Origin of the sequence: Bacillus sp. lyk4-R2A-2 (genome assembly GCF_030209735.1) — a bacterium.
In the GTDB taxonomy this organism is placed as follows: Bacteria; Bacillota; Bacilli; order Bacillales; family Bacillaceae; genus Bacillus; species Bacillus pumilus.
The window spans coordinates 194,821-221,812 of sequence record NZ_JARVRK010000001.1 but is presented as its reverse complement, the minus strand read 5'-3'; the positions used below and the strand labels follow the sequence as shown (position 1 = coordinate 221,812).

25 protein-coding genes are annotated in these 26,992 nt (G+C 43.1%); 21 read left to right on the top strand and 4 right to left on the bottom strand.

Features of this window, described 5'->3' with window-relative positions; translation table 11 throughout:
* Positions 1–54: 54 nt before the first annotated feature.
* Entirely contained in the window at positions 55–1,044 is a 990-nt protein-coding gene (locus QRN39_RS00875; protein ID WP_003217004.1) for a LacI family DNA-binding transcriptional regulator, read from the bottom strand.
* A 109-nt stretch (positions 1,045–1,153) separates the two neighbouring features.
* On the opposite strand from QRN39_RS00875, the gene QRN39_RS00870 reads away from it, so the two are divergent.
* The 7 genes from QRN39_RS00870 to QRN39_RS00840 all read left to right on the top strand — a co-directional run bounded on the left by QRN39_RS00870 (position 1,154) and on the right by QRN39_RS00840 (position 7,770).
* Positions 1,154–2,479 (top strand): DegT/DnrJ/EryC1/StrS family aminotransferase, encoded by a 1,326-nt coding sequence (locus QRN39_RS00870; RefSeq protein WP_251191163.1) that lies wholly within the window; start codon positions 1,154–1,156, stop codon positions 2,477–2,479.
* Positions 2,454–3,320 carry an HAD-IIB family hydrolase gene (locus QRN39_RS00865; protein ID WP_284905760.1) on the top strand — a complete coding sequence of 289 codons (867 nt, stop codon included), beginning with the start codon at positions 2,454–2,456 and terminating at the stop codon, positions 3,318–3,320. The genes QRN39_RS00870 and QRN39_RS00865 overlap by 26 nt, the downstream gene beginning before the upstream one ends.
* Entirely contained in the window at positions 3,317–4,363 is a 1,047-nt protein-coding gene (locus QRN39_RS00860) for a Gfo/Idh/MocA family protein (RefSeq protein ID WP_050943283.1), read from the top strand. The genes QRN39_RS00865 and QRN39_RS00860 overlap by 4 nt, the downstream gene beginning before the upstream one ends.
* A gap of 54 nt (positions 4,364–4,417) precedes the next feature.
* The gene (locus QRN39_RS00855; RefSeq protein ID WP_251191161.1) at positions 4,418–5,605 is read left to right on the top strand and encodes an MFS transporter; all 1,188 of its coding nucleotides are present in this window, start codon (positions 4,418–4,420) and stop codon (positions 5,603–5,605) included.
* 112 nt (positions 5,606–5,717) lie between these two features.
* Positions 5,718–6,347, top strand: coding sequence for a LysE family translocator (locus tag QRN39_RS00850; RefSeq protein ID WP_251191160.1), 630 nt, complete (start codon positions 5,718–5,720; stop codon positions 6,345–6,347).
* Positions 6,348–6,448: 101 nt separating this feature from the next.
* On the top strand, positions 6,449–6,832 hold the full coding sequence (locus QRN39_RS00845) for a UPF0715 family protein (protein ID WP_003216904.1): 384 nt from the start codon (positions 6,449–6,451) through the stop codon (positions 6,830–6,832).
* 179 nt (positions 6,833–7,011) lie between these two features.
* Positions 7,012–7,770: a YqcI/YcgG family protein gene (locus QRN39_RS00840; RefSeq protein WP_003216950.1), complete on the top strand. Its 759-nt coding sequence runs from the start codon at positions 7,012–7,014 to the stop codon at positions 7,768–7,770.
* Here QRN39_RS00840 and QRN39_RS00835 read toward each other — a convergent pair.
* Positions 7,765–9,117 carry an amino acid permease gene (locus QRN39_RS00835; RefSeq protein ID WP_003217176.1) on the bottom strand — a complete coding sequence of 451 codons (1,353 nt, stop codon included), beginning with the start codon at positions 9,115–9,117 and terminating at the stop codon, positions 7,765–7,767. The two genes, QRN39_RS00840 and QRN39_RS00835, sit on opposite strands and share 6 nt — an antisense overlap.
* Positions 9,118–9,196: 79 nt before the next feature.
* On the opposite strand from QRN39_RS00835, the gene QRN39_RS00830 reads away from it, so the two are divergent.
* The 9 genes from QRN39_RS00830 (at position 9,197) to QRN39_RS00790 (ending at position 19,090) form a co-directional block, all read left to right on the top strand.
* Complete coding sequence (locus QRN39_RS00830; RefSeq protein ID WP_003217259.1) at positions 9,197–9,793, top strand: DUF1989 domain-containing protein; 597 nt, start codon at positions 9,197–9,199, stop codon at positions 9,791–9,793.
* 194 nt (positions 9,794–9,987) lie between these two features.
* Positions 9,988–10,809 carry an ammonia-dependent NAD(+) synthetase gene (gene nadE / locus QRN39_RS00825; protein ID WP_050943271.1) on the top strand — a complete coding sequence of 274 codons (822 nt, stop codon included), beginning with the start codon at positions 9,988–9,990 and terminating at the stop codon, positions 10,807–10,809.
* Positions 10,810–11,129: 320 nt separating this feature from the next.
* The gene (locus QRN39_RS00820) at positions 11,130–11,987 is read left to right on the top strand and encodes a citryl-CoA lyase (protein ID WP_226804624.1); all 858 of its coding nucleotides are present in this window, start codon (positions 11,130–11,132) and stop codon (positions 11,985–11,987) included.
* Positions 11,984–13,417, top strand: coding sequence for an aldehyde dehydrogenase family protein (locus tag QRN39_RS00815; protein WP_284905753.1), 1,434 nt, complete (start codon positions 11,984–11,986; stop codon positions 13,415–13,417). The genes QRN39_RS00820 and QRN39_RS00815 overlap by 4 nt, the downstream gene beginning before the upstream one ends.
* Positions 13,418–13,426: 9 nt before the next feature.
* Entirely contained in the window at positions 13,427–14,203 is a 777-nt protein-coding gene (gene aroD / locus QRN39_RS00810) for a type I 3-dehydroquinate dehydratase (protein WP_050943268.1), read from the top strand.
* A gap of 34 nt (positions 14,204–14,237) precedes the next feature.
* Entirely contained in the window at positions 14,238–15,998 is a 1,761-nt protein-coding gene (locus QRN39_RS00805; protein WP_106032928.1) for a thiamine pyrophosphate-binding protein, read from the top strand.
* Positions 15,999–16,020: 22 nt separating this feature from the next.
* Complete coding sequence (locus QRN39_RS00800; RefSeq protein WP_003216877.1) at positions 16,021–16,401, top strand: cupin domain-containing protein; 381 nt, start codon at positions 16,021–16,023, stop codon at positions 16,399–16,401.
* Positions 16,402–16,525: 124 nt separating this feature from the next.
* A complete protein-coding gene (locus QRN39_RS00795) occupies positions 16,526–17,728 on the top strand; it encodes a CaiB/BaiF CoA transferase family protein (protein WP_284905750.1) in 1,203 nt (400 codons plus the stop codon).
* Positions 17,729–17,773: 45 nt separating this feature from the next.
* Positions 17,774–19,090: an MFS transporter gene (locus QRN39_RS00790; RefSeq protein ID WP_106029634.1), complete on the top strand. Its 1,317-nt coding sequence runs from the start codon at positions 17,774–17,776 to the stop codon at positions 19,088–19,090.
* Between the two features lie 40 nt (positions 19,091–19,130).
* On the opposite strand, the gene QRN39_RS00785 is transcribed toward QRN39_RS00790, so the two are convergent.
* Positions 19,131–20,489, bottom strand: coding sequence for a hypothetical protein (locus QRN39_RS00785; protein WP_284905747.1), 1,359 nt, complete (start codon positions 20,487–20,489; stop codon positions 19,131–19,133).
* 148 nt (positions 20,490–20,637) lie between these two features.
* Here QRN39_RS00785 and QRN39_RS00780 point away from each other — a divergent pair, with 148 nt between their 5' ends.
* The 5 genes from QRN39_RS00780 (at position 20,638) to QRN39_RS00760 (ending at position 25,944) form a co-directional block, all read left to right on the top strand.
* The gene (locus tag QRN39_RS00780) at positions 20,638–21,411 is read left to right on the top strand and encodes an IclR family transcriptional regulator (RefSeq protein ID WP_050943261.1); all 774 of its coding nucleotides are present in this window, start codon (positions 20,638–20,640) and stop codon (positions 21,409–21,411) included.
* Positions 21,412–21,496: 85 nt separating this feature from the next.
* A complete protein-coding gene (locus tag QRN39_RS00775; RefSeq protein ID WP_003214270.1) occupies positions 21,497–22,054 on the top strand; it encodes a shikimate kinase in 558 nt (185 codons plus the stop codon).
* 363 nt (positions 22,055–22,417) lie between these two features.
* Positions 22,418–23,365, top strand: a complete 948-nt coding sequence (locus tag QRN39_RS00770; RefSeq protein WP_284905745.1) for a dihydrodipicolinate synthase family protein — start codon at positions 22,418–22,420, stop codon at positions 23,363–23,365.
* Positions 23,366–23,442: 77 nt separating this feature from the next.
* Positions 23,443–24,450 carry a LacI family DNA-binding transcriptional regulator gene (locus QRN39_RS00765; RefSeq protein WP_003213988.1) on the top strand — a complete coding sequence of 336 codons (1,008 nt, stop codon included), beginning with the start codon at positions 23,443–23,445 and terminating at the stop codon, positions 24,448–24,450.
* 120 nt (positions 24,451–24,570) lie between these two features.
* Positions 24,571–25,944 (top strand): MFS transporter, encoded by a 1,374-nt coding sequence (locus tag QRN39_RS00760; protein ID WP_284905744.1) that lies wholly within the window; start codon positions 24,571–24,573, stop codon positions 25,942–25,944.
* Between the two features lie 247 nt (positions 25,945–26,191).
* On the opposite strand, the gene QRN39_RS00755 is transcribed toward QRN39_RS00760, so the two are convergent.
* The gene (locus tag QRN39_RS00755) at positions 26,192–26,965 is read right to left on the bottom strand and encodes a class I SAM-dependent methyltransferase (RefSeq protein WP_251191153.1); all 774 of its coding nucleotides are present in this window, start codon (positions 26,963–26,965) and stop codon (positions 26,192–26,194) included.
* Between the last annotated feature and the right edge of the window lie 27 nt (positions 26,966–26,992).

Genomic DNA, 26,992 nt, shown 5'->3' with positions numbered 1-26,992 from the left:
CATTTTAGCCCTTTGTCACCAAAAAAGACTGAGACAGCTCTCAGTCTTTTTTGTTTATGTCGATTCCCTTGTTACGAGCCGGGTAGGCAGTTGGATATGTTCACGCTGTAATGGTTTTTGGTCTTGCAGGATCTCGATTATTTGCTGCACAGACCGCTGGCCAAGCTCTACGATCGGGATGTCGATTGTGGTGATCGTTGGAGCCGTCACCTCGCAAATGTCTTGATTGTCATAGCCAATCACCGCTAGATCCTTAGGAATTTGATAACCGTATGAAATGGCCTGTTTAATGAGTCCTGCTGCGACTTGATCATTACCGGTGAAAATGGCATCAGGTGCATTCTTCATGTCATGGATGACATCCATTAAGCGAAAACCGTCTTCAATGGTGAAGGCCTCGCCGAACAGCCAATCGTCATGCAGCGGCAAGCCGTGTGCAGAAAGAGCATCGAGATAGCCCTGTTTCCTTTGTTTCTGTGCTTCACTGCTTTCTGTATCAAAGCAAAACCCGATCGATTTCCGCCCCGACTGAATCAAGTAGTCAACTGCTTTATAGGCAGCTTCCCGCTCATCGTATCCAATAATCGGGATGTCTGCTGTTTGATGATATTCATTCGCCATGACGATAGGGCCGTTCGTTAAAAATGGCTCGATCTTTTCCCACGGATTTTCTAATGCCCCTAATATGACCCCATCTACTTCTCTTCTTTTTAATAATTGAAGCCCTTCAAGCTCTAATGATTCCTGATAAAACGTCTGAAGCACGATGGCTTTATAGCCTTGATCCAGTGCTTCTTTTGAAATTCCTTTAATGAATTGTGCAAAAAAAGGATGGTCCACAGCCGGGACAGACACAGCAATGGTTTTTGTCTGATGTGAACGAAGGGTGCGAGCCGCTGAACTCGGTGTATATTCCATTTCTTTCATCACCTGTAAAATGAGCTGGCGCTTTTCCTCTGACACATATGGATGATGATTCAGCACTCTGGAAACGGTGGTGGTTGAAACCCCGCAGCGTTTGGCAATTTCATAAATTGTACACATATTAACAAATCCTTTACACAAAGTTATTGTTCTGAAATCGATAACATCATTTACAATGTGAAACAAGTTAAATATTAACAAATGGAATTGATTAATTGGAGGGAATGGAATGCAAATATTGACGAAGATATCAGGTAAAAGCAAGGATTATCTTCCTTTGCTGGATATGATCAATCAAGGTGTTCAAGTAAAGTCTGATTCAGTTGAAAAGCACCTAGCAAATGAAAAGCTGGTGACGTTCCTCGAGCAAGATATAGGGCACACAGGATTGGAAAAAATTCTCTTCCATTATAAACAAAATAAGGAAAAAAAGATACCGTTTCTGCCAGTTGATAAACTGATTTCAGAGGATGAAATCGATGATATTATGCAGGTGCTGAAAGAAGTATTGAGTTCTGGCCGTTTTACTTCAGGGCCATATATCCCGGCGTTTGAAAAGCAGCTCGCTGAGTACTTAGGGAAGAAATATGTCATTGCCACGTCAAGTGGAACAGATGCCCTAATGATCAGCCTTATATCAGCAGGCGTCACTCCAGGAGATGAGGTCATTTTGCCAGCGAATAGCTTTGCTGCAACAGAAAATGCAGTGCTTGCGATTGGGGCTGTTCCAGTCTATGCCGATATTGATCCAGATACTTACTGCTTGGCACCGAGTGAAATAGAGAAGCATATCACAGATCAAACGGCATGCATTCTTCCGGTTCATTTATATGGAAAACAAGCGGATATGAAGGCCATTTCGGCGATTGCAAAAAAGCATGGGCTAAAAATCATTGAAGATGGCTGTCAGGCGATCGGGAGCACTGGTCTTGGAGCATATGGAGATGGGCTTGTTCTCAGCTTTAATCCATACAAAAATCTTGGTGTCTGCGGCAAGGCCGGAGCCATCGCGACAAATGATGAAGCCTTAGCGGAAAAATGCATGGAGATCAGCTATCACGGCTTTGAAGTAGGAAAGAAAAATGTCAAACGCAGTGACTACGGCTTTAATTCGAAAATTGATAATTTGCAGGCAGCGATCGGACTCGAACGTATGAAGTATTTAGGGTTACAAAACTTTAAACGTTTCTACTTAGCAAAGCGATACATTGACCAGCTGCAAACGCTTGAGGAAGAAGGATACTTGAAGCTTCCGAAGCTAACGGATGACCACGTCTGGCATCTGTTCCCAATTAGAGTGCTGAAGGGAGAGCGAGATGAGCTTGCAACGAGATTGCTGAAAATGGGCATAGAAACGGATGTTTATTACCCAATTCTATCGCATCAGCATCAAACAAATCTTGTTTCTCAAAAGTATAAACAAACGACACTTCCACAAACGGAAAAAGCAGCACAGGAATTACTTCACTTGCCGCTGTATCCAGGCATGCCGCTGCAAGATCAGGAGAAGGTCATCGAGGGGGTTCATCATGTTATCAAGTCTTCCATTCAATAAAAAGCTGCTGAATCAGCCGGAAAATCCGAAATGGATCGTCTTCTGTGACTTTGATGAAACCTATTATTCTCACAAAATGACCGATGAGCAGAGAGAGGATGTCAAGCGGCTGGAAGCCTTTGTGGCAGAAAAGAGTGAAGCAGGACAGCTCATGCTTGGCTGGGTCACGGGAAGTAGCCTCGATTCTGTCACAAGTAAAATGGAAACAGGCGGTTTTTATCAATTCCCGCATTTTATTGCGTCGAACTTAGGGACTGAGATTGTGTATACATCGGATGCTCGTTTTGGACAGCCAGATGCGGAGTGGATGAAGCGGCTGGATGCACAGGGCTTCTCAGATGAAAAAATTGAAGACATCCTCGAAACCATACGTGAAAAGGGAATTCATCTCAGACCGCAAACGCAGCTGGGCAGCTCAGGGTATAAGAAGAATTTCTATTATCAGGAGCAGGATGAACGGACAGATCTTCATCATCTATCATTCATCCAAACACTTGCCAAAGAGCGCGGGGTGGCGGTCAACATCAACAAATGCAATCCGCTCGCAGGAGACCCTGCTGACTGCTATGATGTCGATTTTTTACCAGTCGGCACAGGGAAGGATGAAATTGTCCGCTTTATGCTGAAGCAATATGATTTATCGAAAGATCAAGGCTTTGCCTTTGGAGATAGTGGGAACGATTTGCGGATGCTTCAATCCGTCACGCATGGTTTTCTCGTCCAAAATGCGACGGCCGAAGCCAAGCGGCACCATCATCAAATTTGTCATCATGGGTATGCAAAAGGAATCTATGAAACACTGAAAACAGTGATGTATAAACATGAGGAGGCACATTCATGAAGAAAATTGGAATTGTTGGAGCAGGGAATATTGCAAAAGCACATGCAAGAGCATTATCAACGATCAAAGGTGCAGAGTTATCCGGTGTCTATGATTTACATGAATCAGTTGCACAGGGATTCATTAAACAGTATGGCGGACGCGTGTATTCAAGTATCGAAACTTTAGCAGATGCATCTGATGGGTTGATCATTGCCTCCCCTAATTTTTGTCACAAAGACCATGCCCTTCAGGCACTAAGAGCAGGACAGCCCATTTTATGTGAAAAGCCGATGGCTGTGTCGCTGAAGGAAGCGGAGGAAATGGTGGAGACAGCCAAACAGTTCCAGGTTCAAGCCAGTATGGGCTTTAACTATCGTTACTTATCCTTTGTGAATATTTTGAAGAACTTGATTGCCAATGGTGAATTAGGCCGCATTTTGACTGTCAGGACTCATTTTAAGAAAAACAGTGCCCTCAGAAGAAAGACATTTTCATGGAGAGACAGCGGTGAGAGTCTGCGCACGAGCGGCGCATTAGGAGATCTTGGTATTCATTTAATTGATATGCTGTGGTACTTATTTGGCAGTGACATGAAGAAAGAATCACTTAATACGAAGATGCTGACACATGTAAAGGAAAAAGAAGAGAAAAAGGTGCAGGTGGATGATCATACCGAAATTTTCGGTCAGATGGAGAATCAAGTGTTCTTTCACTTGGTCACATCCAAAAGCACGCAGCCTGAGGAATGCGGATTTAGTGTTGAAGTCGTTGGTCATGACAAGGTATTCAAATACCATACGAACATGAAAAACGAATACGAGATCAGTGATGGCTTGTGTGTGGAGCGTCATCAAATGCCGCAAACCTTGCTGACAGATCCGCCAAACGAATTTTACGGATGGTCTGATACGTTCCGTGATCAGCTGATGCACTGGGTGAATACAGATCCATATCCATCTCATATGAAAGTCGCTGATTTTGTAGACGGGTATCGCGCGCAAGCAGCGCTTAATACGTGCTTCGAGAGGGAAGAGGCTGTCGAGTCTGCCCAGACATATTAAAGAGGTGGAGCGGAGGATGTCAAAACTCCGCTCCTTTTTAGAGGAAGTGAAAAGATGAAAAAAGTATTTTATTTTGGCTGTGTCTTTTATTTTTTTATTGGGACCATTCATGTGTTTTTTGGCAGCTTAACTCCTTATTTACTGTCTAGTTACGATAAGGGTCCTGGGGAATTATCTTCTTTAATCTTTTTTCAGTTTATTGGTTTTTTGACAGGGGTTCTGTTATCCCCCATCCTTGTGAGGAAAAAAGGCTACGGCGCTGTTCTGACCATGGGTCTTTTGCTGATGATCGGGTCACTTCTGCTCGGGCTTTTGGTTCCTGGCTGGTCAACACTTGTGCTGGCAGGTTTTTTTCTTGGGAGCGGGGCAGGCAGTCTTGAGACAACAGCCGGAGCGTATGTGATTTCGATGGCAAACAGTGCGAAGCGAATCAGCATCATGGAGGTCTTCTTTGGGTTAGGAGCACTGTTATTTCCACTTGTGATTTTACTAACTGTCAATGAACAGACGTGGCACTATGTGTTTTTATTTCAAGTCGGTTCACTGACATTCTTCCTGATGCTCTGGCTTGCCTTCATGAACAAATTGCCTAGTGGACAGATGACTGCTCCTTCCAATGGGGTAAGAAAACCGTCCTTACTTGTTGATCGAAACAATCGAATCATTGTGGTGATCATGATTTGCTTTGCCTTTTTCTACGCAGGGATTGAAACGAACTTTGCGAACTTTTTGCCGTCGATCATGCTGGAAAAAGGGGGAGACAATTGGGGTCTCTTTGCGGTCTCTACCTTTTGGACAGCGATCGTCATTGGCAGAACCGTGATTGCGAGAAAAGCTGATAAGTTGCACCCGCTGCGTTTTTTAAAGCTAAGCGCAGCACTCATGATTCTGCTGCTCGTTGTATTTGCTCTGACAACCCACATCGCCGCGCAGCTGCTTCTCATCTTTTTCATCGGTCTGTGTGCAGCTGGTATGTTCCCAATCGCACTGACTGCATCTGCATTAATGATTGAAAATGCCATCGACGAGGCCACAAGCTACTTTATTGCAGCCGCAAGTTTAGGCGGAGCCTGCTTGTCCTTCTTGATCGGCTTTAGTCTTGAATGGGCAGGAGCAGCAAGTGCCGTCTTTGTTTTCGCCTTCTTAGCTGTTCTTCTGTTTGCAGCTGCGATTCAAATGAAACGTGCTACGAAAAAGGAAACGGTCCTGCCGCAACAATCGGCGCTGAAAGCCGATCGTTAAGCAATATCCAATGTCTCCTTGAATCCACCTGAAAAGATGGCAAAGGACTTGTACTAAACCATAGAACGTTTGAATAATATGTACAAGTCAGCATCAAAAGGAGGACGTCTATGTGGCGGTGTTTTTTGGTTATATCTTTTTAGGGTTGTCACTTTCAGCGCCTGTTGGGCCAGTCAATGCAGCTCAAATCGACAGAGGGATTAAAAGTGGATTTTGGCACGCGTGGATTTTTGGTGTGGGGGCAATGGCTGCGGATATTGTCTATATGCTCCTCATTTATTTTGGTGTCGCCCAGCTTTTGACCGCACCTCTTGTGAAAACCTTTTTGTGGCTGTTCGGCTTTTTTGTTCTGACCTATACCGGCATTGAGAGCCTGCGTAAAATCAATTTGCAGGAGAGTCCGAAAAAGGATGGAGGAAACACTTCGGTGGGTCAGTCATTTATGACGGGGTTTTTCATTTCTCTTTCCAATCCGCTCAGTATTTTATTTTGGCTTGGCATCTATGGCAGTATTTTGGCCAATACGATCGAAAAGTATGGGACATCTCAAATGCTGATGTACAGCTTGGCTATTTTTATCGGCATGTTGATCTGGGATTTCAGCATGGCGCTGCTTGCTAGTTCGTTTAGGCGCTATTTAAGTGAACGTGTCTTACATGGCTTGTCCGTGCTTGCAGGCTTATCTTTACTTGGTTTCGGCGCTTATTTCGGGTATCAAGGGATCATGGCGTTGATTGGGTAGAAAAGCAGACTCATGTCAGTCTGCTTTTTTTGTAAGGATTGACAGACATAACACATTCTTGAATAATGGTGAGATATAAAATGGATTCAAGGAGCTTTGCCATGCGTATTTTTCTTCCAGTATTCAACTATTTGTGCATGCTGATCTTATCAGTCATCACAGCAACATTCGTATATACCATGCTATTTATCCCGACTGAATCAGGCTTTGGTTATGTGGAGATGACAAGTCTGCTGATTTTAATCGCTTATGTAGTGTTTGCTGCACCGATTCAGCTTGTTTTACACAGGCATCCTAGAAGGTTTCGAGGCCGTGACTTACTTGTTTATTTTCTTGCGGCGTGGGTGATTTGCTCTGCGTTAGCGTTATGGATTGATTATGGACTGGTTGTGTTCATTAGCTACAAAGTCTATCTGTTTAGCTTTTGCTCAGCCCTCATTTATTGGGTGCTCGATTCTGTCTTTTTGATGAAGAACCGATCATAGGGAAGATACAAAAGCGCTCTATTAAAAGAAGCAGCATGGAGTGAAAGACGCACATACATGCTGAATTTGAATGAGAACATCCACCTCTGGAATGCGCAAGGAAAGTCGCTTAGGGACAGTCACCACAGCCTTTTTTTCTCATAGGCTATGGAGAAGACGCTAAAACGAGGTGGAAGGAAATGGCCCAGTTGTATGCAAAAAGTTGCCTTGATCAAAATCTACGATCACTAGAAGAATGGAAGCAGGATGCTTTTACGCTATTTGGAGAGATGGTAGGAGATGAGGCAGATACATTCCCTTGTGTCCCAGGAAGACAGGGATTTTTTCTCGATCATTTACGCTATGGGTTTGTGGGTGATCCGAGAAAAGAGGAAGCTGTTGAGGAATTAGCGCAGCTGCTGAGAGAATATCAAAGCTGTGCGAAAGAAACGGGTCAATATGCTTCATTTATATGCTTTTTTGAAACACCGCAGGATTTAAAGGAAAGTTCGCTTGAAGAGCTTGAGCAGCAGTTTTGGTCATTGCTTCAACGACTGCACCAGAAAGATGAAGTGCCATGGCCTGAGGATATTCCGCTAGATGCTCATCATCATGAGTGGGAGTATTGCTTTCACGGGGAAGCGTATTTTATTTTATGCTCCACACCGGCTCATAAGCTCAGAAAAAGCCGCCACTTTCCTTATGTCTTAATGGCATTTCAGCCTAGATGGGTGTTTGAGAAATTGAATGGATCGACTAAGTTTGGTCAAAAAATGAGCCAGCTCGTTCGCAAGCGGCTCAAAGCGTATGATGAGGTCGGCGTTCATCCATCATTAAAATGGTACGGTGATCCGACCAATCATGAATGGAAGCAATACTTTCTCCCAGATGAAGAGGCGGAGAAACCAGCCTCCGCCAAATGTCCTTTTACTGCATTAAGAAACATGATGAAATTATGATGCGGTCTGATCCTGCTGCTTCCACTTTTTCCTCATAAATAGCACCATGATGGCAATCACTGCAATGATCCCAAGGCTGATAAAAAAGCCAGGTCGTCCGCTTGCCTCTGTTAAAGTGCCTGAAATGGCGGCTCCAATCAGGAGCAGTGCAAGAAACATTTCGCACGTTTGGCGAGTGGATGGCTTTGATAGCTTTTTACTTGAGAACAGAATGAAGACCCACGTGTACAGAAGGGTAAGGCCGGCTGCTGTTGTGAGGTGCTCGTAGATGTGTTTGGACAAAAAGAGCGCAAGCAAAATCGAGACAATTAATCCAGCAGCAGTTAAGATAATCGAAGACCATCTGACATGAGATGGGTCTTTTTGTTTAAAACAAGCAGGTGCATCTTGATGCTCTGACATCGTGCCAAGCAGCGTCGTGACTGCATAGAGAGAGGCAACCAATGTCGAAAAGCCGGCAATAATGAAAATGCCATTAAAGATATGAAGAAAGATCGATAAATGAAATGGCTCTAATGATGTAATAAAGGGACTGCTGTTCTCATTAAAGGCTGTCACTGGGACAAGCAAGAGAGCAAGTCCAATTGAGACGATATAGATGACCGCTAGAATGATCAGCATGACGCGTCCAGACTTTGCTGCATCCTTCGGGTCCTTTAAATGAACCGCCATCAGCCCCATGACTTCAATTCCCCCAAATGCATAAAACGCGTAAATCAATCCATTCCAAAGACCAAGTGGACCGAGCGGCATCCATTCGTGATCTTTGTTTGGGAGGTGAAGGGTTGGTTTATGATCTGTCAGAATCCCGAATAACACAAGCACAGCAAGGATCATAAATAGAAAAATCGCCGCTGTCTTCAGTACCGCAAGGACATTTTCTGTCTTTTGAAAAGAAGAGAGCCCTATGATAATCACGAGCAGGGCAAGAGCGGAATAAATTGCAGAAAACACCCAGAGCGGCACAGATGGAAACCAGTGGCGGGTAAAAAGAGAAATCGCTGTTAACTGACTTCCTGTAATCAGCATTTCTGCGAACCAATACACCCAGCCATTGCTAAACCCTGCCCAGCGTCCATATGCTTTACGAGCATAGGAACAAAATGACCCTTTATCAGGATTATCGGCTGTCATCGCAGCCAAATGCTTAAAGACGAGATAGGTTCCAACCGCAGCAAGTAAAAAAGAAATGCAGACGGAAAAACCGGACTTTGTAATGGCAATGCTGGAACCAAGGAAGAAACCAGTGCCAATCGTACAGCCGACTCCGATGAGAGAAAGCTGCCACCAAGATAAAGTTTGTTCTTCTTTCAATGCATGCGCAACACCTTTCTGTTTCAATGACATTAGCTTGTGACCGCCTCTTTTTTTTATACATGATCAAGAGGACGTTTTGGGCATACTGTCAAGGAAAGGAGTGTATGTGATGAACGGAGAATATGTCATTTTACCAAAGGGCAGACTGGGCTTTCGTTTAGGAAAAGGTCAATGTATGCGGGTGGTTGATGTTGAAGGCCAGCAAGTAGCAGATGTCATGGCCTATCACGAAAAGGATTTTTATGAAAAATTTGACCAAGGCGCGACAATGGACAGCCTATTTTCGTCCAAAGTGAAAAAAGGCGATAAGCTCTATTCTAATTTATACAAACCGATGTTTACGGTCATTGAAGATACAGTCGAGTGCCATGATTTATATATGCCCGCCTGCCGGCAAGAAATGTACCAGCTTTTATACGGACGGACGCATTTAGAGGTCATGCATACATGCTACGATAATTTAAGGACTGCCTTTGAACCATTTGGGATTCCGAAGGAGGATATGTACTATCCTTTTAATGCCTTTATGAATACAGTCATTGATGAAAAAGGAAAGCTGTCTGTGGAGCTGCCAAAATCTCTTCCCGGTGATTACATTCGTCTGCGAGCCGAAATGGACCTCATTGTGGCCGTATCCGCATGCCCTGCTGATATTGGGAAGTGTAATGGCGCAAGCTGTACATCTATACGGGTAGAAATTGATTGAAAAAAAGGCCAGTCCGTATCGACAGGGTCTTTTTCATTTGTGAATGTTTGATCATTGATGAAATAGGGGAACGTCTTACAAAATGTTCTTCCTGAAAACATGGTATAATGAAGATTCAAAAAACGTTGTAAAATCAATGAATTTAGAGTAAAACCTGTTCTCTTCATGTAGAGGATGCTTAGGAGGAAAAGTGTATGAGTTTGCAAAAAAAGATCAGCCAAGAGTTGCATGTGCAGCCCTCAATTGACCCGAAGCAGGAGATTGAAAAACGGGTTGGATTTTTAAAGGACTACTTGAAAAAAACCGGCGCGAAAGGATTCGTTCTCGGCATTAGCGGCGGACAGGATTCAACGCTCGCTGGCCGTCTTGCACAGCTCGCTGCATCTGAACTGCGTCAAGAAGGAAAGGAAGAGGTAGTCTTTATTGCGGTGCGTCTCCCGCATGGCGTGCAGCAGGATGAAGATGATGCCCAGCTCGCTTTATCATTTATTCAGCCGGACAAGTCGTGGAAATATGATATTGCGCCTGCCGTGACGGCATTCAGTGAACAATATCAAAAAGACACAGGCGGACCGTTGTCTGATTTTAATAAAGGGAATGTCAAAGCACGCATGCGAATGATCGCGCAATATGCTGTTGGAGGAGAAGAAGGATTACTTGTCATTGGTACAGATCATGCAGCCGAAGCAGTCACTGGGTTTTTCACGAAATATGGTGACGGCGGTGCAGACGTTCTCCCGCTCACAGGTCTGACGAAACGCCAAGGCCGGACACTGCTAGAAGCGCTGCAAGCACCAGAGCGCCTATACTTAAAGAAACCGACAGCCGATCTGCTTGATGACAAACCTCAGCAAACGGATGAAACAGAACTAGGCATTACGTACAATGAAATTGATGATTACTTAGAAGGTAAGCCCGTGTCAGAACAAGCAGCAGAAGCGATTGAAAAGCGCTATGTTCAATCAGAGCATAAACGCCAAGTACCCGCTTCCATGTTTGATGACTGGTGGAAATAAAAAAGCGACCTCTCCAGTAGACGGAGAGGTTTTTTTATGGTGAATTTTTAAATGGGTTTGACAAAATAACCAAAAATTCATTAAATTAGTAGAACGATCTACTCAAGTCCATTTAACTAAATAAAGATTTTTTTGATCAAAAAAAGCAAGCATAATTAGTTCGATTCACTTAATTTCACTGCTATTTACAGTATTTTCAGAAAAAATGATTGACGAAGAAAAAGAATGCGCTTACAATGAAACCACATTCCGAAAAGTGAAATTAGATTCCACTGAATGGAATAAAGGGGTGGTTCACCTCCAAATAAGAAGCTAAAGGAATGATTGACACAATGAAAAATCGAAGTGCACTGGAAATCTACAAAGAGGGAGGCGCTTGGTGGGAAACTGAGATTAGTCATATTCAAAAAAATTCAATTGAACTTCGAGGTTATCCGATTGAAGAACTGATTGGCGAACTGTCGTATCCACAAATGCTTTATTTACTGCTTGTTGGTGAATTATTGGATGATTCAAAAGCAGCTCTTTTTGAAAGTGTTCTTGTCGCAGGCGCGGACCATGGACCAAGAGCGCCATCTATTGCAGCTGCCAGAATGGCGGTGACTTGCGGCATTTCGTTTAATTCCTCTGTTGCAACAGGGGTGAATTTATTAGGTGATATTCACGGCGGAGCCGGAGAGAAGGCCATGCGTATGTTATACGAAGCCAAAGCGATCTACGATGATCAAAAGGATATACAGTCTGCGGCCAAGCAAGTATGTCACACATGGTTAACTCGCAAGGAAAAAATCCCGGGGATCGGCCATCAGCTTCATGATGATGATCCGAGGGTTCGACGTCTATATGAGCTAAGTCACACATATGTCCAGCAAGGTCTTATCAGTGGGATATATTTACGGTTAGCCGAAGCGATTAGACATGAGCTTGAACACCTGAAAGGGAAGAAAATCACGATGAATATAGACGGTGTATCTGCTGCAATCCAATGTGAATTAAACATTCCAGCAGAAGCAGCAAAAGGCATTTTTTCCTTATCTAGAGGAATGGGCATCGTGGCGCATGCATATGAGGAGCTGAGAAAGGGAGCCCTCGTGAAGGGACCTTGTCCAAACGAAGAAAGATTGGTTCGTTATGCAGGACATGGAACGCGGCACCTCAAGGAGGGAGAGAAAATTTGAGCAGTTTAAAAGCATTATCATATATAAACGGCGAGTGGATGGATACCGATCGTGTGAAAACAGATATCATCAATCCTTACTCAGGAGAAAGGATCGGTACATCATATCTCGCCTCATCAGAAGACATAGAACAGGCACTTTCTATTGCGCAGCATGCTAAAAAACAAATAGCGGGAATATCGGCAATCGAACGCTCAAAGCTTCTAACGAAAGCAGCCACCTTGCTTGAAGAACAAAAAGACCATTTCGCAAAACTGATTTCGTTAGAATTAGGCAAACCGCTTAAAAATACAAGAGATGAAGTCTCACGATCAATCGAGACGCTAGCGCAGTCGGCGGAAGAAGCGAATCGATTAGTAGGTGAGACCATTCCAGGCAATGTATCATCGCGTGGGCAGGGAGCAATGGCCATGACATTTAAAATACCAGTCGGAGTTGTGCTGGCGATTACTCCTTTTAATGCACCGCTCAACTTAATTTGTCACAAAGTTGGTCCAGCTTTTGCGGGAGGGAATGTCATTATTTTGAAGCCTGCACCGCAAACATCAGCTGTTGCTACAGCGTTTGTCAAACTCCTTCTCGAAGCAGGGTTCCCTGAGGCAAGTTTGCAGCTTGTGATTGGCGGGGTCGAGGCTGGGAAACAGTTAGTCACTGATGAAAGAACGAACCTCATCTCTTTTACCGGTGGGGCTGCCGGAGGAGAGCATATTACAACCTCTGCGGGATTAAAAAAAGTATTGCTCGAACTCGGAGGGAATGGCGCGACGATTGTTCATCACGATGCTGATATTGAACAAGCCGCATCCCTTTGTGCCAAGACAGGCTTTAGTAATTCTGGTCAAAGCTGTATTTCTGTTCAAAGAATTTATGTCCACCAGGAAATAATGCCGTCGTTTACTGAGGTATTAAAACAAAAAGTAGAGCAGCTTGTCGTTGGAGATCCGCTGTCCAGTGAGAGTGATATCGGCTGTATGGTCGATGTACAGGCCGCGCAGCGTGTTGAGACATGGATACAAGAGGCAGAGAGTATGGGGGCACAGCTTTTATGTGGGGGAAAAAGAAATGGAGCGAGCATCACACCGGCTATTTTGCTGAACCCTCCGAAACAGGCCAAGGTCGTCTGTGAGGAAGTATTCGGCCCAGTTGTCAGCATTCTCCCTTATGCGGAGCTGGAGGAGGCAATTAAAGAAGCAAATGATAGTCGATATGGTTTGCAGGCAGGGATCTTTACGAATCAGCTGGATGTTGCGTTACACGCAGCAAAAGAGCTTGAAACTGGCGGTGTTGTCATCAATGGGACATCAAATTTTAGACTGGATCATTGGCCTTATGGAGGAATTAAGCGAAGTGGTCTTGGAAGAGAAGGTCCGCGTTTCGCTATTGAGGAGATGACCGAAACCAAAATGATCGTGCTTCCACAGGGTCTGTGAAAGGGGCGTTTGGATGTGAATGCATTTCAGCAAAAGGTAAAAAGTGTGCAGACAGGCGGTCAGCCAATGATTTGTACGCCGCTCATCGGGCAAACAAAGGAAGAATTGTTTCATGAGGTCGAGGTATTAACTGAGAAGAAGCCTGATGTGATAGAGTGGCGGGCGGATTTTTTTCATCACCTTCATGACAAGGAACAAGTCATAGAAACCCTTAAGGGAATGGTAGAAAAGGCAAAGGGCATACCATTTTTATTCACCATCCGCTCTGAAAAGGAGGGCGGCGAAAGTATATCACTCTCAGAAAATGAGAAGGTTTCTCTGCTTGTCGAGCTTTGTTCCACACAGCTTGTGGACGCCGTTGATTATGAATTGATGCATGATGTGACACATTTACAGCAAGTCAGTCAGGCGGCTAAAAGTAATGGGGTCACCTTAATTGTGTCGTATCACGATTTCCAGCGCACCCCTGAGTTGGATCGTCTCGTGCAGCTATTCGTCAATGCAGAATCAGTCGGCGCCGACATCGCAAAGATTGCAGTGATGCCGCATTCCTATGAGGATGCATTAACACTGCTCTCTGCGACCAGCCATGCGAACAAGCAGCTGTCGATTCCCGTTATTTCGATGGCAATGGGGGAATATGGGGCTTTTACAAGAATGGTTGGTGGACTTTTTGGATCTGTCATGACCTTTGCTGTAGGGAAAGAAAGCTCAGCTCCCGGGCAAGTGGCAATACAGGATTTGAACAGCGTTCTATCTATTGTTTTTCAAAGAATAAGAGAGTAGCAGATTCATAGCTGCACCGTGAGAGGAGAGAAACATGAAGAAGAATATTTCTACACAGGTTATTCAGTATTTAGAGAATCGGGGAGTCGAGCATATTTTTGGTCTCTGCGGTCATACGAATATTGCTTTTTTATCAGCGCTTGAAAAAAGCTCGATTCAATTTGTAAATGTCAGACATGAACAGATAGCGGCACATGCAGCAGATGGTTATGCGCGAGCAAAGAAACAGACAGCTGTTGTTCTCAGTCATCTAGGTCCTGGACTCACCAATGCGGCAACAGGGGTAGCGAATGCAGCACTTGATTCCATTCCAATGGTTGTCATTGCAGGAGATGTCCCGAGTCATTACTACGGAAAGCACCCACATCAAGAGATCAATCTTCATTCCGATGCCTCTCAATACGAAATTTACCGGCCGTTTGTGAAAAGAGCATGGCGAGTCGATATTCCAGAATTATTTCCAGAGATTTTATCAAAAGCATTTCAGTTAGCTGAAAGCGGCCGTCCTGGCCCAGTGCTGATATCTGTTCCAATGGATGTGTTCTCAAAAGACCTAGATGTGTCCCTGTTTGAACAAATCAACCATCATACACAGACCATTGAAAAGCCTTCAATTGATGATCAAACGGCCAATCGGATATTAGATCGATTGCTGCGGGCAGAAAGGCCGCTTTTATATGTAGGGGGAGGCATTTTACTAGCTGACGCAGCTGAAGAATTAAAGGCATTCTCTGATCATCTAAGTATCCCTGTCGCCCATTCTTTGATGGGGAAAGGAGCCATGCCAGATGATCACCCAATGACCCTTGGAATGACAGGATTTTGGGGGACAAAATTTATCAATGATCAGTGCAAAGCGGCGGACTATATATTGGCTTTAGGCACCCGTTTTGCTGAAGCTGATGCGAGTTCGTGGGAATCAGAATATACGTTCCGTTTCCCATCAACCAAGCTCATTCATATTGACATTGATCCGAATGAAATTGGACGTAACTATCCTGTTGACATTGGAGCAGTAGCTGATCTGAAGCAGGCCTTGACTGTACTCAATCGAGTGGCGAGAGAAAGACTGCCAGAAGGGCTGAATCGACCTGAATTGAAAAAGGAAATTGCGGCATATCGTAAGGAGTTTCAGGCGAGCAACCTGACGAACATTCAAGATGAATCCTTCCCAATGAAGCCGCAGCGTATTTTGCAGGAAGTGCGAGAAGTATTACCGCCAGATGCCTTTATTACAACGGATGTTGGCTGGAATAAAAATGGGGTGGGACAGCAATTTCCTGTGCTCACGCCAGGGACCATTCTAACACCAGGCGGCTTTGCAACGATGGGATTTGGAGCACCTGCCGCACTTGGGGCAAAGATTGCCCAGCCTGACCGTGTCGTTGTGTCACTCGTTGGGGACGGCGGATTCGGTCAAAATCCATCCGTTCTCGCAACAGCCGTTGAAGAGAACATTCCTGTTGTGTGGATTGTGATGAATAACAGTGCGTTTGGAACAATAGCTGGCTTGCAAATGGCGCACTATGAAACGACGTACGGTACTGTTTTCAGAAAAGGTGGAGAAAGCTATTCTCCGGATTTTGCTGCCATTGCAAGAGGTTATGGGATGAAGGGGATTAAAATCACCTCTGCTTCTGAATTCAAAGAAGCTTTAGCTGAAGCAATTGCATCTCAAGAGCCTTGCGTCATCGATGTAGCAATGAAAAATGATCCTGTCCCTACGGATGGACATTGGAATATTAATGATATTTATTCACCAAATTCAAAGCGCTCACATGTCAGCGTGAATTAAACATAACGAGGAGGAAGTAACAATGAAAATTAAAGTATTGAATCCGTTTCAAGATGGGAACCCATTATGGTTAGGTTTAGATCATCCAGAGGAGCAAATGATTCGAAAGGTATTTCAAACCATTACACCAGATACTGTTGGGTCAGAGCATATGATGGCAGGTCTCACCATTTTTGAACCGGGAGAAGCAAGTTCAGTGCACAATCACCCAGGTTCAGAGGAATTTGATTATGTGATTAAAGGATCTGGCGAAGTCATTTGTGATGGAGAAAGGCAGTCCTTTAAACAAAATGATTTCATGTTCATTCCAGACGGTGTCTCGCACCAGCATGTAAATACAGGAGATGAACCTTTATGGCTGATTTGGCTTTACACACCGCAAGGGCAGCTTCCGAAGGATTAACAAACTGCTCCGGTAAGCCCTCCTTTTGAATCATCAGGGTCTTCCGGGTCAATCAGAAAGATGACAAGGGCTAAAATAGAAAGTTATTTAGCCCTTCATCACTTGAATGAAAGGGAGTCAAGCAATGAATATGAATACACCGCTCGAAGGAATGAAAATATTAGACGTCTCTACGATGATCGCTGCCCCCTATGGCGCGGTGCTTCTAGGGGATTTTGGTGCAGAGGTCATCAAAGTCGAGATTCCTGGTAAAGGCGATACGCTGCGGCATGTTGGCCCTTTTGCAGAAGGTGAACCACTTAGATGGTCAGGTCTCTCACGGAATAAGAAATCTCTAACACTGGATCTGCACAAAGACGAAGCAAAAGACATTTTTAAAAAGCTTGCAGGTCAGGTCGATGTGTTGATTGAAAATTTTCGCCCTGGAACTCTCGAAAAATGGGGCGTAGGGTACGACGTATTAAAAGAAATCAACCCTCAATTAATTATGATTCGTGTATCGGGTTATGGACAAACGGGTCCGTTTAAGGACAAGGCCGGATTTGGAACACCTGCGACGGCGTTTAGCGGATTTACATATATTCAAGGGTTTCCAGACCGGCATCCAGTCAGTCCTTCCTTTTCTTTAACTGATTATATTGCAGGCATATATGTGGCGTTTGCTACTGTGACAGCGATGTATTACAGAGATACACATTCAGAAGGAACTGGGCAAATGGTGGATTTGGCCCTCTATGAATCTGTGTTTCGTATGTTAGAATTTTTGGTTGCAGAATATGACAAGCTTGGGAAGGTGCGTGAGCGTTCACCGGGGTTAAGCGGTCATTCAAGCCCTGCCGGCACCTATGTGACAAAGGATGGGCATTATTTGGTTCTTGTGACGAGTACGGATTCGACCTTCAATCGATTGGCAGAGGCGATGAATCGATTAGATTTATTAGAGAATGAAAAATTCGCGGTCAATGCATCTAGGCTGAAGCATAACAAAGAGATGGATGCGATCGTCTCTCAATGGATCGCGTCGAAAACAAGGGATGACGTATTAGAAATTCTAGATACTCATGGCGTTCCTGTGAGCCCAATTTTAAGTATTCAGGATATTTTCGAGCATCCGCAATTTAAAGCACGAGAGAATATCGTCGAGGTGCATCACCCCCGTCTTGGAAAAGTAAAGGTGCCTGGGATCATTCCAAAGTTTGAAAAAACACCCGGAAGTATCCGGCACATTGCACCTGATTTAGGCGAACATAATTATGAGATTTTAACAAATATGCTTGGCTTAACAGAAGAAGAGTGTAAACGATTGGAGGAAAAAGGGGTTATTTAAGGCGCTCAACCGAACCGCACGCTGCGGAAACAAAGGAGGATGGTTATGAAAGTGCATTCAGAACTGAAGGGGAATGAATTGCGGCCCGCTTATATGAAGCCAACGAAAGCCCGTTTTGGCATATTGATTCTGTTGTTTTTTATTACCGCCATTAATTATATTGATCGAGCCAGTGTATCTATTGTTGCACCTGCTATTCAATCTTCATTGCAATTAAATCCTGCCTTATTAGGCCTCATTTTTTCAGCATTTAGCTGGACATATACAGCGATGCAAATACCAGGCGGTTTTATTCTCGATAAATTTGGCTCAAAGGTAACGTATGGGATATCACTCATTACCTGGTCTATTTTCACAGGCCTGCAGGCGTTTGCGAACAGCTTTGCCTTTTTATTCGGCTGTCGTTTGTTTATTGGGATTACAGAATCTCCCGCATTTCCTGCGAATAACCGCATTGTCACCACATGGTTTCCAAGGCGGGAACGGGCTTTTGCGACAGGTGTTTATACTGCTGGAGAGTATGTGGGTCTTGCATTTGCGACACCTCTTCTTTTTTGGATCATGACGACTTTCGATTGGAGAACCGTCTTTATTACAGCAGGTGCGCTCGGTATCATATTTGCTTTCTTTTGGTACAAGTATTATCACGAACCGAAAGAGCATCCGAAGATGAATGAAGAGGAGTTAGAATTGATTCGGCAAGGCGATGGACTGACAGTAGCATCACAGGGGAAGCTGAAATGGGCAGACTTTGCCGCCCTTCTAAAATATCGTAAATTGATTGGGCTCTATATTGGCCAATTCTCTGTAGCGTCTACACTTTTTTTCTTTTTAACATGGTTTCCGACCTATTTAGCAGAGGCGAAAAATATGGCATTTCTTAAGGTAGGTTTTGCGGCTTCTCTTCCTTATATTGCTGCATTCTTTGGGGTATTGTTTGGAGGTTATGTGTCTGATTGGCTGCTTAAAAAGGGCGTATCCGTTAATGTAGCGAGGAAGCTGCCGGTAGTGGTTGGCTTGCTTCTGACGAGTACCATTGTTTTAGCGAACTTTACAACAAATATTCCGCTTGTGCTGACCATTTTATCCATCGCTTCATTTGCACAAGGACTGTCTAATATCTCTTGGACGATGCTGTCTGAAGTGGCACCAAGGGAAATGGTTGGTCTGGCTGGCGGTGTATTTAACTTTTTTGCTAATTTAGCTGGGATCATCACTCCGCTTATTATCGGATTCATCGTGTCGGCGACAGGCTCATACAACGGGGGTATTTTATTCGTCAGTTTAGTCGCATTAGGCGGGGCATTGTCGTACATTTTTATCGTAGGGAAAATTGAACGTATTCAATTAAAACCAGAGTGAGAAAGCAAAAGAGAACTCAAACCAAGTTGAGTTCTCTTTTTTATGAATAAAAGATAATAGTGATGATCGTTGCACATGCGATACCCATGCTGATATAAAAGCCAGCAAACCATATATTCCAGCGAGTGATACGGTAAGGGTTGACCTTCATCAAATCAGCTAACAGGGAGACAGAAACATTAAAAGGACTAAACATGACAGTTGATGTTCCAGCAACGATAAGCATGATGGCAATGGGAAGAGCAGGAAGTTCTTGGATGACAGGTGCCATCATGCTGACTAACAAAGCAAGCGAGACGAGCGGGTGAAAACCGCAAAGAGCGGTGATCAGAAAATATAACCCAATGACACAATAAACCAAAATGGCATCGTCTGATATACTGACAATAAATGCTTGAATCGGCTGCATACTGTTTGTGGCAAGCAGCATATCGACAAAGAAGCCAGCACTTAAAAATAGACACATATAGTTGGAGAACTGACGGGTTCTTTCTTTCCAATGAGGGACAGAGACGGCGATATATTGTTTTCTTTTTTTGATGACAGAAGAGAATAATAGAGCAAATGGAATAATGGTTAGCACAACAGCGAATAAATAGCCTTTCCCAATCCATGCATCGACAAGTGAGACGGCTGTCATAAAACTCAGCAGCATGAAAGCAAGCTGAAGGGTTTTTCGCTTAATTCGACGAGGATTGGAGTTTGTTTCTGCGGACTGAATGATGTTTGGGAATCGTTTGCTTTGACGAGAAAAGAGCATCCAATCTGTCGCCAGCACGATGACCATTAAACCAAAAGTAACGGGTGCGATTTGATAATATTTGAGTTTGGTTGCATCAATGGTGACGCTTACGAGCACTTCAACAGGGCTCCAGCTTAAACATAATGCATATGACCTTAAAAGGTTGCGTGTATAAAGATGTTGTCTCACTTGTTCTTTTAGGGAATCCAGCGACGGTTTGAGCGATGTATATAGTAAGGGGATCGTCGCGATATTTAAAAACATGCCAAGAATATGAGTGACAAATGAACTCTTGCGATAAAGCTGGTTTGTGCTCGTTGTATGCAGTGTGAGCAGTTTATTTAATTGTGTATCGAAATGTCCAACATGTATGAGAGAATGAATAAAAGGCAGCATGAAAAATAGAGAAAGCAAGCCTAGCATGGAATGAAAGTGAAGAAAAAACGTGTGCAATGGCTCGTCGGATAAGAAAAATAAGAACAAGCCAATCATGAGAAACATAGCACCTGTTTTCAAATAAAGCCCACTTGCTTTCTTAAAAGAAATGATGAGCGAAGCAGCGGCCAGCAGACCAACAAAATAGGAGAGTATGGGAGCGGGAAATAGTTGATGAACAATATATAGGCTAATAAGAAGTGTAAAAACGAGCAGGTACATTCAAATATCTCCTCCATCAAACCTCTCCAATCGTTTTTATTCCGACTGGTGGAATTTGTTTTCTTTTAGTGGAACGTTTAAAATGGATTATAGCAAAATCGATCGTTTATGTCGATAAGAAATCAAAGGGGAAAAGGAGAAAGTGAACATGGCTGATAAGAAGTCAAAAGAAGAATCAGGACTGCGTACGGTTCAGCGCGCTTTGGATATTCTTTATTGTTTTAGTGAAGAACGTCAAGAGCTGACGCTAACGGAAATTTCAAAAGAGATGAATTTAGCAATGTCTACTACAACGAGACTGCTCAAGGCACTTGAAATGAATCATTTTGTGGAAAAGAATCCAGACACAATGAAATACCGATTGGGTCAAAGACTTTATCTCCTTGGATACATTGCAGGAAAGTCCATTAAATTGAGAGAACTGGCTAAACCACTCATGTACGCACTTCGTGATGAAACAAAAGAAACCGTCAACCTGTATGTACTGGATGCAACAAGCAGGGTTTGTATTGAACAGGCGGAAGGGCTGCAATCGATTCGACATCTTGTCAAGGTTGGTGAGAAGCTGCCGTTGTACGCAGGTGCAGGCGGAAAGGTATTATTGGCATTTCAAAGTGAAGAATTTCAACAAAAAGTATTAGCGTCTGAGGCTGATCATGTGATGAGAGATGACTGGCAAAAGGAATGTAAACATATTCTTGACACGTATACTTCTTGCAGCATCGATGAACGAGAGGTAGGCTCTGCGGCAGTAGCGGCACCAGTCTTTAACATTCATGGGGAAGTGAAGGCTTGTTTATCCATATCTGGTCCAACCCAACGGTTTACTGAAGAAGTCATTCCCAAGCTGCAGCAAAAAGTGAAAGAACAGGCACAAAGGCTTTCTGAACAGCTCGGCTACGTCGTCAAACACAATTTTTAAGATTGCCTATCTTTTCGCGCTCCATTTATCATATAATAGAAACGTTATGTAGCATTCCTTGTCGTAAGGAGGACGTGTCACGATCATGAAAATCAATAGAGAAATCCCTGTAAGACAGCGGAATATTGTTCTCATTGGCTTTATGGGTGTTGGGAAAACAACCATTGGGCAGCTAGTTGCCAAAAAGCTATATCGAGATTTTATTGATGTCGATCAGGAGATTGAAAAAAAATACAACATGACGATTCCAGAGATGTTTCAGCAAAAAGGAGAAGCATTCTTCAGACAGGCTGAAAAGGATTATATCGTCGATTTATGCGAACATACACAACTCAAGATCGTCTCACTTGGAGGCGGTGCATTCAAACAGGAAGAAATCAAACGTGCCTGCTTGAAGCATTGTACGGTTCTTTTCCTTGACCTATCTTGGGAGAATTGGAAGCAGCGGCTTGATATTTTAATTGAAAACCGCCCTGTTCTTCACAACCGGACGCTTGATGAAATGAAAGAGCTGTTTGAAGAACGCCGGGAGATTTATTCTCTTCATAACTCCAGGGTGGAAACAGATCATTTAGAGGCTGAGGAAGTCGCCAATTATATTGTGGACACACTCAAGCTTGGCTGGGATTTATATTCGAAATAAAAAAAGTCTACCATTTAGGGTAGACTTTTTTCTATTGATGTCTTTTTCTTCGTAGATAGGATGATGTTTTGACAGTAAAATTTATTTATCCTTTTTTTGGTGTGTTGACGTTTGGGAAAAGAGGTATCATACTTCAACCAGTTCATGAAGATGAGGGTTTTTTTGGTTGATATGGTAAACAAAATTTATCCCTTATTTTATTTTTTGGAAAAATAAAATAGTATCTAAAATTCAACAATAGTTTTTTGAATTATTATAATTTTAAAAAAATAATGTTGACACCTCCGGCAATATCATTCTATGATAGTTTACGTAAACGCTTACCGTAAACGTTTACTATAACGAATGGGGAGGAATTTGTTTATGAAAAATAAAGAAAAATGGAGCGGTGTATTCCCGGCTGTCTTAATTCCTTTTAAAGATGACTATTCAATTGATGAACCTGCTTTTCGTAAGCTTGTCCGTTGGGTGGCGGATCACAAAGGGATTAACGGGATCGTTGTCAATGGACATACTGGCGAGATTATGACTTTACTGCCACATGAACGAGCTGAGGCAGTGCGCATTGCAGCCGACGAATTAAAAGGGGAAGTACCTGTCATTTCTGGGGTTTCTGCAGAAGGGACAATTGAAGCGATCCAGCATGCAAAAGCCGTTGAAGAAGCTGGTGGTGAAGGTATACTTCTCATGCCGCCACATTCATGGCTAAGATTCGGTATGCAGCCTGAGTCACCTGTCCAATTCTTTAAAGATGTTGCAGCAGCGATTGATATTTCAATCATCGTTCATCAATATCCAACATGGACAAAAACCTCATATACAACCAGTCAATTACTAGAAATGTCGGAAATTGAGAATGTTGTTTCGTTTAAAATTGGTCAAAGAGACATGGCACAATACGAGGTCGATGTACGGGCATTGAAAAAACATGCACCAGATGTATCGTTACTCACATGTCATGATGAATATTTATTGCCAACATTGGTTCAAGGCATTGATGGAGCACTTGTAGGTTTCGGCTGTTTCGTGCCAGATTTGATCGCTGAACTTGTGAAATGTGTGGAAGAAAAAGACCTTGTAGCGGCTAATAAAGTTTACGATAGAATCTTTGAATTAAAGCATGCTGTGTATAAAATGGATGAACCTTCATCTACTTCTCATCTGCGCATGAAGGAAGCGATGTATCAGCGAGGTTTGATCAGTAGTTCGCTTGCTAGGAAGCCGGTACTACCTTTAACTGATGAGGAAAAAGAAGAAATTCGCCAGGGCCTTCAAAGTGTTGGTTTGCTTAAGGAAAACGTCGGTAGATAACAGACCATTGATTTCATGATGAAGGTGAGTCAGGTTATAATAGTGTATAAAACAACAGACTCCCGGAGGTATGAAATGTGTCAGTAAGTATTAAAGATGTCGCATTGAAAGCTGGAGTGTCTATCGCCTCTGTTTCCAGAGTATTAAGTGGTAAACCAGGAGTAGGTGCTCAAACGGCTGAAAGAATCAAACAAGTGATTGATGAGTTAGGCTATCGCCCTAATTTAGGAGCTAGAGGGCTCGTTAAAAGAAAGACTGGCAATATAGCTGTCGTGGTTCCGCGTGGTTCATATATTTTGAATAATCCATTTTTTTCGACGATTTTAGATGGTATTGCGAAGGAATTAGATGAAACTGAATTCAATATGTTGATGTCATTTACATCTATACAGCAGCAGCGATTACTTGAAACACAGGCTGTAGATGGTGCCATTTTATTTTCTCCAAGAAATGAAGAATTGAGTATGGATTGGTTAAAAAGTTTAGCTATTCCCATTATTGTTGTTGGAAGTTACTTAGAGGATTCTCCTTTCCCATGTGTCAGGCCAGATGATGAAGAAGGTGTGTGTCAATCCGTAACGGCCTTATTTGAGAAAGGTCATCGAACCATTGGGCTGGTCAATGGTCCAATGAGTTCGATGCATAGTGTGAGGTACTACAAGGGATATGAGCGCACACTTAAAAATTTAGGGTTAACAATGAACAAAGAACTTGTGTTTGAGTTAGATGAATTTGATGGGGGAAAAGTAGTAGAAGTGGTTTCTCAATTTCTCCAAGGAAACCAGCACATGACTGGAGTTGTTTGCTCTTCAGATTTTTTGGCGATGGGGGTCATGAAAGCTGCAGATCACGCAAATGTGTCCATACCTCATGACTTGTCAGTCGTTGGTGCCGATGATGTGCCCATTGCAAGTTTTCTAACCCCTTCTTTATCTTCAGTTCATGTAGATTTAGTTGGAATGGGGAGAAAAGCTGTTTCTTTATTAACACAGGTATTAGAAGGAGAACAGTTAGAGGCGATGGAACATATCTTCCCTATGTACTATATAGATCGGGGCACCACGGGAACGCCAAAAAAGAAATGATAGATGCTGAAAACTCGTATGAACGCTCTAGAATGTCTCTTGATTTAAAATGTAAGCGATTTCTTTAGCGCTCTTCGGCATGTACTTTTGCATCATTTCCTCTAATAAGGAGGAGATATCATGACGTTAGAAGTCAGCGAAAATTCAAATTCTCATGATGGGCAAGTTGTTGATAGAGCTTCACAACTATTGACGAGAATGGAAAGTGTACCTTTTTCTAGATGGCATTTAAAGCCTCGTATCATTATGGGATCTGCCACCTTTTTTGATGCTTTTGATGCTCTGTCTTTAGCGTTTGTTCTCCCAGTTCTCATCGGCATGTGGAGTTTATCACCTGCTCAAATTGGTCTTCTTATTGGGTCTGGTTATATAGGACAAGCGATTGGTGCCATTTTCTTTGGATGGTTAGCAGAAAGGCGTGGCCGTGTTTTTAGTGCAAAGTGGACTATACTCCTCATGTCCGTCATGAGTATTGCATGTGTGTTTTCAGGTAATTTTATGGCACTGTTTATTTTTCGTTTTATACAAGGGATTGGGGTAGGAGGAGAGGTGCCGGTAGCAGCCTCATATATCAATGAGCTATCCCGTGCTCAAGGGAGAGGCAGATTTTTTATGCTTTATGAGATGATTTTTCCTTTAGGGTTAATGATCTCAGCTCAAATCGGCGCATTTGTTGTACCTAGCTTTGGGTGGAAGTGGATGTTTTTAATTGGAGGCATTGGAGGTCTAATCGTCTTTGTATTCTTTTTTATGTTACGTGAATCTCCAAGATGGCTTATTTCGAAAGGCAGATTAGATGAGGCCGAAAGAATTATTGAAGAAATTGAAGCTAGTACTGAAAAACGAATGCCTGTAAAACAAGTATATAATAGTACTGAAAAGGGCGATTGGAAAGAGCTTTTTTCAACTTTTTACCGTAAAAGAACATTGATCGTATGGGGACTATGGTTTTCTGCCTACTTTGTATCGAATGGTTTAAATAACTGGTTACCAAGTCTTTATAATACGGTTTACAATTTGCCAGTTGGAGATTCATTAAGGGCAGCCTCTCTGACAAATATTTTACAGACCGTAGGTGTATTCGCTTGTGCATTTTTAATTGATAAAGTAGGACGAAAGCGCTGGGCAACCATTGCATTTATCGTAACAGGTGCTTTATTAACGGCTTTATGGATCAGCGGAGCGAGTTCTCCAGAAAGTGTGATCTATTTAGGGTCCGCTGCTTACGGAATGATGGGGACAATTACAGTTCTTCTCTATTTATATACACCTGAAATTTATCCAACACGTATGAGGGTGATTGGAACGGCATTTGCTACTGCTTGGCTTAGGCTGGCCTCAGCGATTGCTCCTATTATGATAGGCTTTATTTTAGAGGTGAGCGGTGTTTCAACTATTTTTATTCTTTTCGCAAGTGTGACTGTAGTGGGAGCAATTCTTGCTTTTAAAATGATCGAAACGCGTGAGAAAGTATTAGAGGATATTGCACCGTGATTGACGCACGCAGTGAAGAACTTATTCCAAAGAGGGTAGGTTCTTTTTTTATTCAGAGGATCTACGTACAATTTTTAAAATGCCTAACCTATCTCCGTTCTTTTATCTTATAATAGAAACACGATGTAGCACTCCTTGTTGTGAGGAGGGACGTGTCACGAACATGAAAAGCAATACCTGTGAGACAGTGAAGATGTATATTCGAAATAAAAAAGTCTACCGATGAAGGTAGACTTTTTCTATAAGTTCAATTCTTGATTCCTTGAATGAGTGCAGCTTTTAAGCAGAAGGAAATAGGCTGCTGCTGTGCATCGAATTGAAGCTGAAATAGCTGCATTGTATCAGGGTCTGCGGCTTGAAGATGGGAAACGATCTCCTGTTGGACATTTTCTGGTGTGCGTCCACGTGTGATCCAGTCCTGATAATCAATTTGCAGATCCCAGTAACGAACCTCTTTTTGAGTCAGTTTGTTGGCAGCGAAAAGCTCTTCCCATTCTGATAAAGAGCTTTCTCGCACATGAGAAGGATCTCTGAGTCTGTTTAATTGATTAATGAATGAATCCTGTGCCGCATTCTCAGGTGCATAATGGTCGACGAGCAGAAATGCGCCGCCTTTTTTTAAGACCCGGCTGATTTCGGACATGGCTGCGGGAAGGTTTGGAAAGTGGTGAGCGGCAAACCGGCACGTCACAATATCAAATGATTCATCAGCGAATGGCAATGCTTCTGCGGCTGCCCGTTCAAAAGTAATATGTTCCAGCTGGCGTTCTTTTGCAAGTGCTGCTGCAACCTCGATCATTTTTTGCGTGACATCAATGCCGATCCCTTTAGAAATAATGTCTGAAAAGGAAAAAACGGTATGCCCTGCTCCGCAGCCGATATCAAGTAAATGCTCATGACCCTTCGCATTTGCTGTCGCTTTCATCCATTCCAGCTCTTCTCCGGCTGAAAATATAGGTGAATCTCGATAGTTCTCGGCATTTTGTGAGAATTGGTTTTCAGCTTTAGCATATGGATTCATTTCTTCTCCCCCTTTGTTGTCTCTTTA

Excerpts from the sequence above, each read along its gene's own strand:
- QRN39_RS00785 (WP_284905747.1), bottom strand. The coding sequence starts at position 20,489 with ATGTACCTGCTCGTTTTTACACTTCTTATTAGCCTATATATTGTTCAT.
- QRN39_RS00875 (WP_003217004.1), bottom strand. The coding sequence starts at position 1,044 with ATGTGTACAATTTATGAAATTGCCAAACGCTGCGGGGTTTCAACCACC.
- QRN39_RS00820 (WP_226804624.1), top strand. The coding sequence starts at position 11,130 with ATGATTGACACAATGAAAAATCGAAGTGCACTGGAAATCTACAAAGAG.
- QRN39_RS00800 (WP_003216877.1), top strand. The coding sequence starts at position 16,021 with ATGAAAATTAAAGTATTGAATCCGTTTCAAGATGGGAACCCATTATGG.
- QRN39_RS00855 (WP_251191161.1), top strand. The coding sequence starts at position 4,418 with ATGAAAAAAGTATTTTATTTTGGCTGTGTCTTTTATTTTTTTATTGGG.
- QRN39_RS00755 (WP_251191153.1), bottom strand. The coding sequence starts at position 26,965 with ATGAATCCATATGCTAAAGCTGAAAACCAATTCTCACAAAATGCCGAG.
- QRN39_RS00760 (WP_284905744.1), top strand. The coding sequence starts at position 24,571 with ATGACGTTAGAAGTCAGCGAAAATTCAAATTCTCATGATGGGCAAGTT.
- QRN39_RS00845 (WP_003216904.1), top strand. The coding sequence starts at position 6,449 with ATGCGTATTTTTCTTCCAGTATTCAACTATTTGTGCATGCTGATCTTA.
- nadE (WP_050943271.1), top strand. The coding sequence starts at position 9,988 with ATGAGTTTGCAAAAAAAGATCAGCCAAGAGTTGCATGTGCAGCCCTCA.
- QRN39_RS00790 (WP_106029634.1), top strand. The coding sequence starts at position 17,774 with ATGAAAGTGCATTCAGAACTGAAGGGGAATGAATTGCGGCCCGCTTAT.
- QRN39_RS00775 (WP_003214270.1), top strand. The coding sequence starts at position 21,497 with ATGAAAATCAATAGAGAAATCCCTGTAAGACAGCGGAATATTGTTCTC.
- QRN39_RS00860 (WP_050943283.1), top strand. The coding sequence starts at position 3,317 with ATGAAGAAAATTGGAATTGTTGGAGCAGGGAATATTGCAAAAGCACAT.
- QRN39_RS00830 (WP_003217259.1), top strand. The coding sequence starts at position 9,197 with ATGAACGGAGAATATGTCATTTTACCAAAGGGCAGACTGGGCTTTCGT.
- QRN39_RS00780 (WP_050943261.1), top strand. The coding sequence starts at position 20,638 with ATGGCTGATAAGAAGTCAAAAGAAGAATCAGGACTGCGTACGGTTCAG.
- QRN39_RS00870 (WP_251191163.1), top strand. The coding sequence starts at position 1,154 with ATGCAAATATTGACGAAGATATCAGGTAAAAGCAAGGATTATCTTCCT.
- QRN39_RS00840 (WP_003216950.1), top strand. The coding sequence starts at position 7,012 with ATGGCCCAGTTGTATGCAAAAAGTTGCCTTGATCAAAATCTACGATCA.
- QRN39_RS00865 (WP_284905760.1), top strand. The coding sequence starts at position 2,454 with ATGTTATCAAGTCTTCCATTCAATAAAAAGCTGCTGAATCAGCCGGAA.
- QRN39_RS00795 (WP_284905750.1), top strand. The coding sequence starts at position 16,526 with ATGAATATGAATACACCGCTCGAAGGAATGAAAATATTAGACGTCTCT.
- QRN39_RS00835 (WP_003217176.1), bottom strand. The coding sequence starts at position 9,117 with ATGTCATTGAAACAGAAAGGTGTTGCGCATGCATTGAAAGAAGAACAA.
- QRN39_RS00805 (WP_106032928.1), top strand. The coding sequence starts at position 14,238 with ATGAAGAAGAATATTTCTACACAGGTTATTCAGTATTTAGAGAATCGG.
- QRN39_RS00770 (WP_284905745.1), top strand. The coding sequence starts at position 22,418 with ATGAAAAATAAAGAAAAATGGAGCGGTGTATTCCCGGCTGTCTTAATT.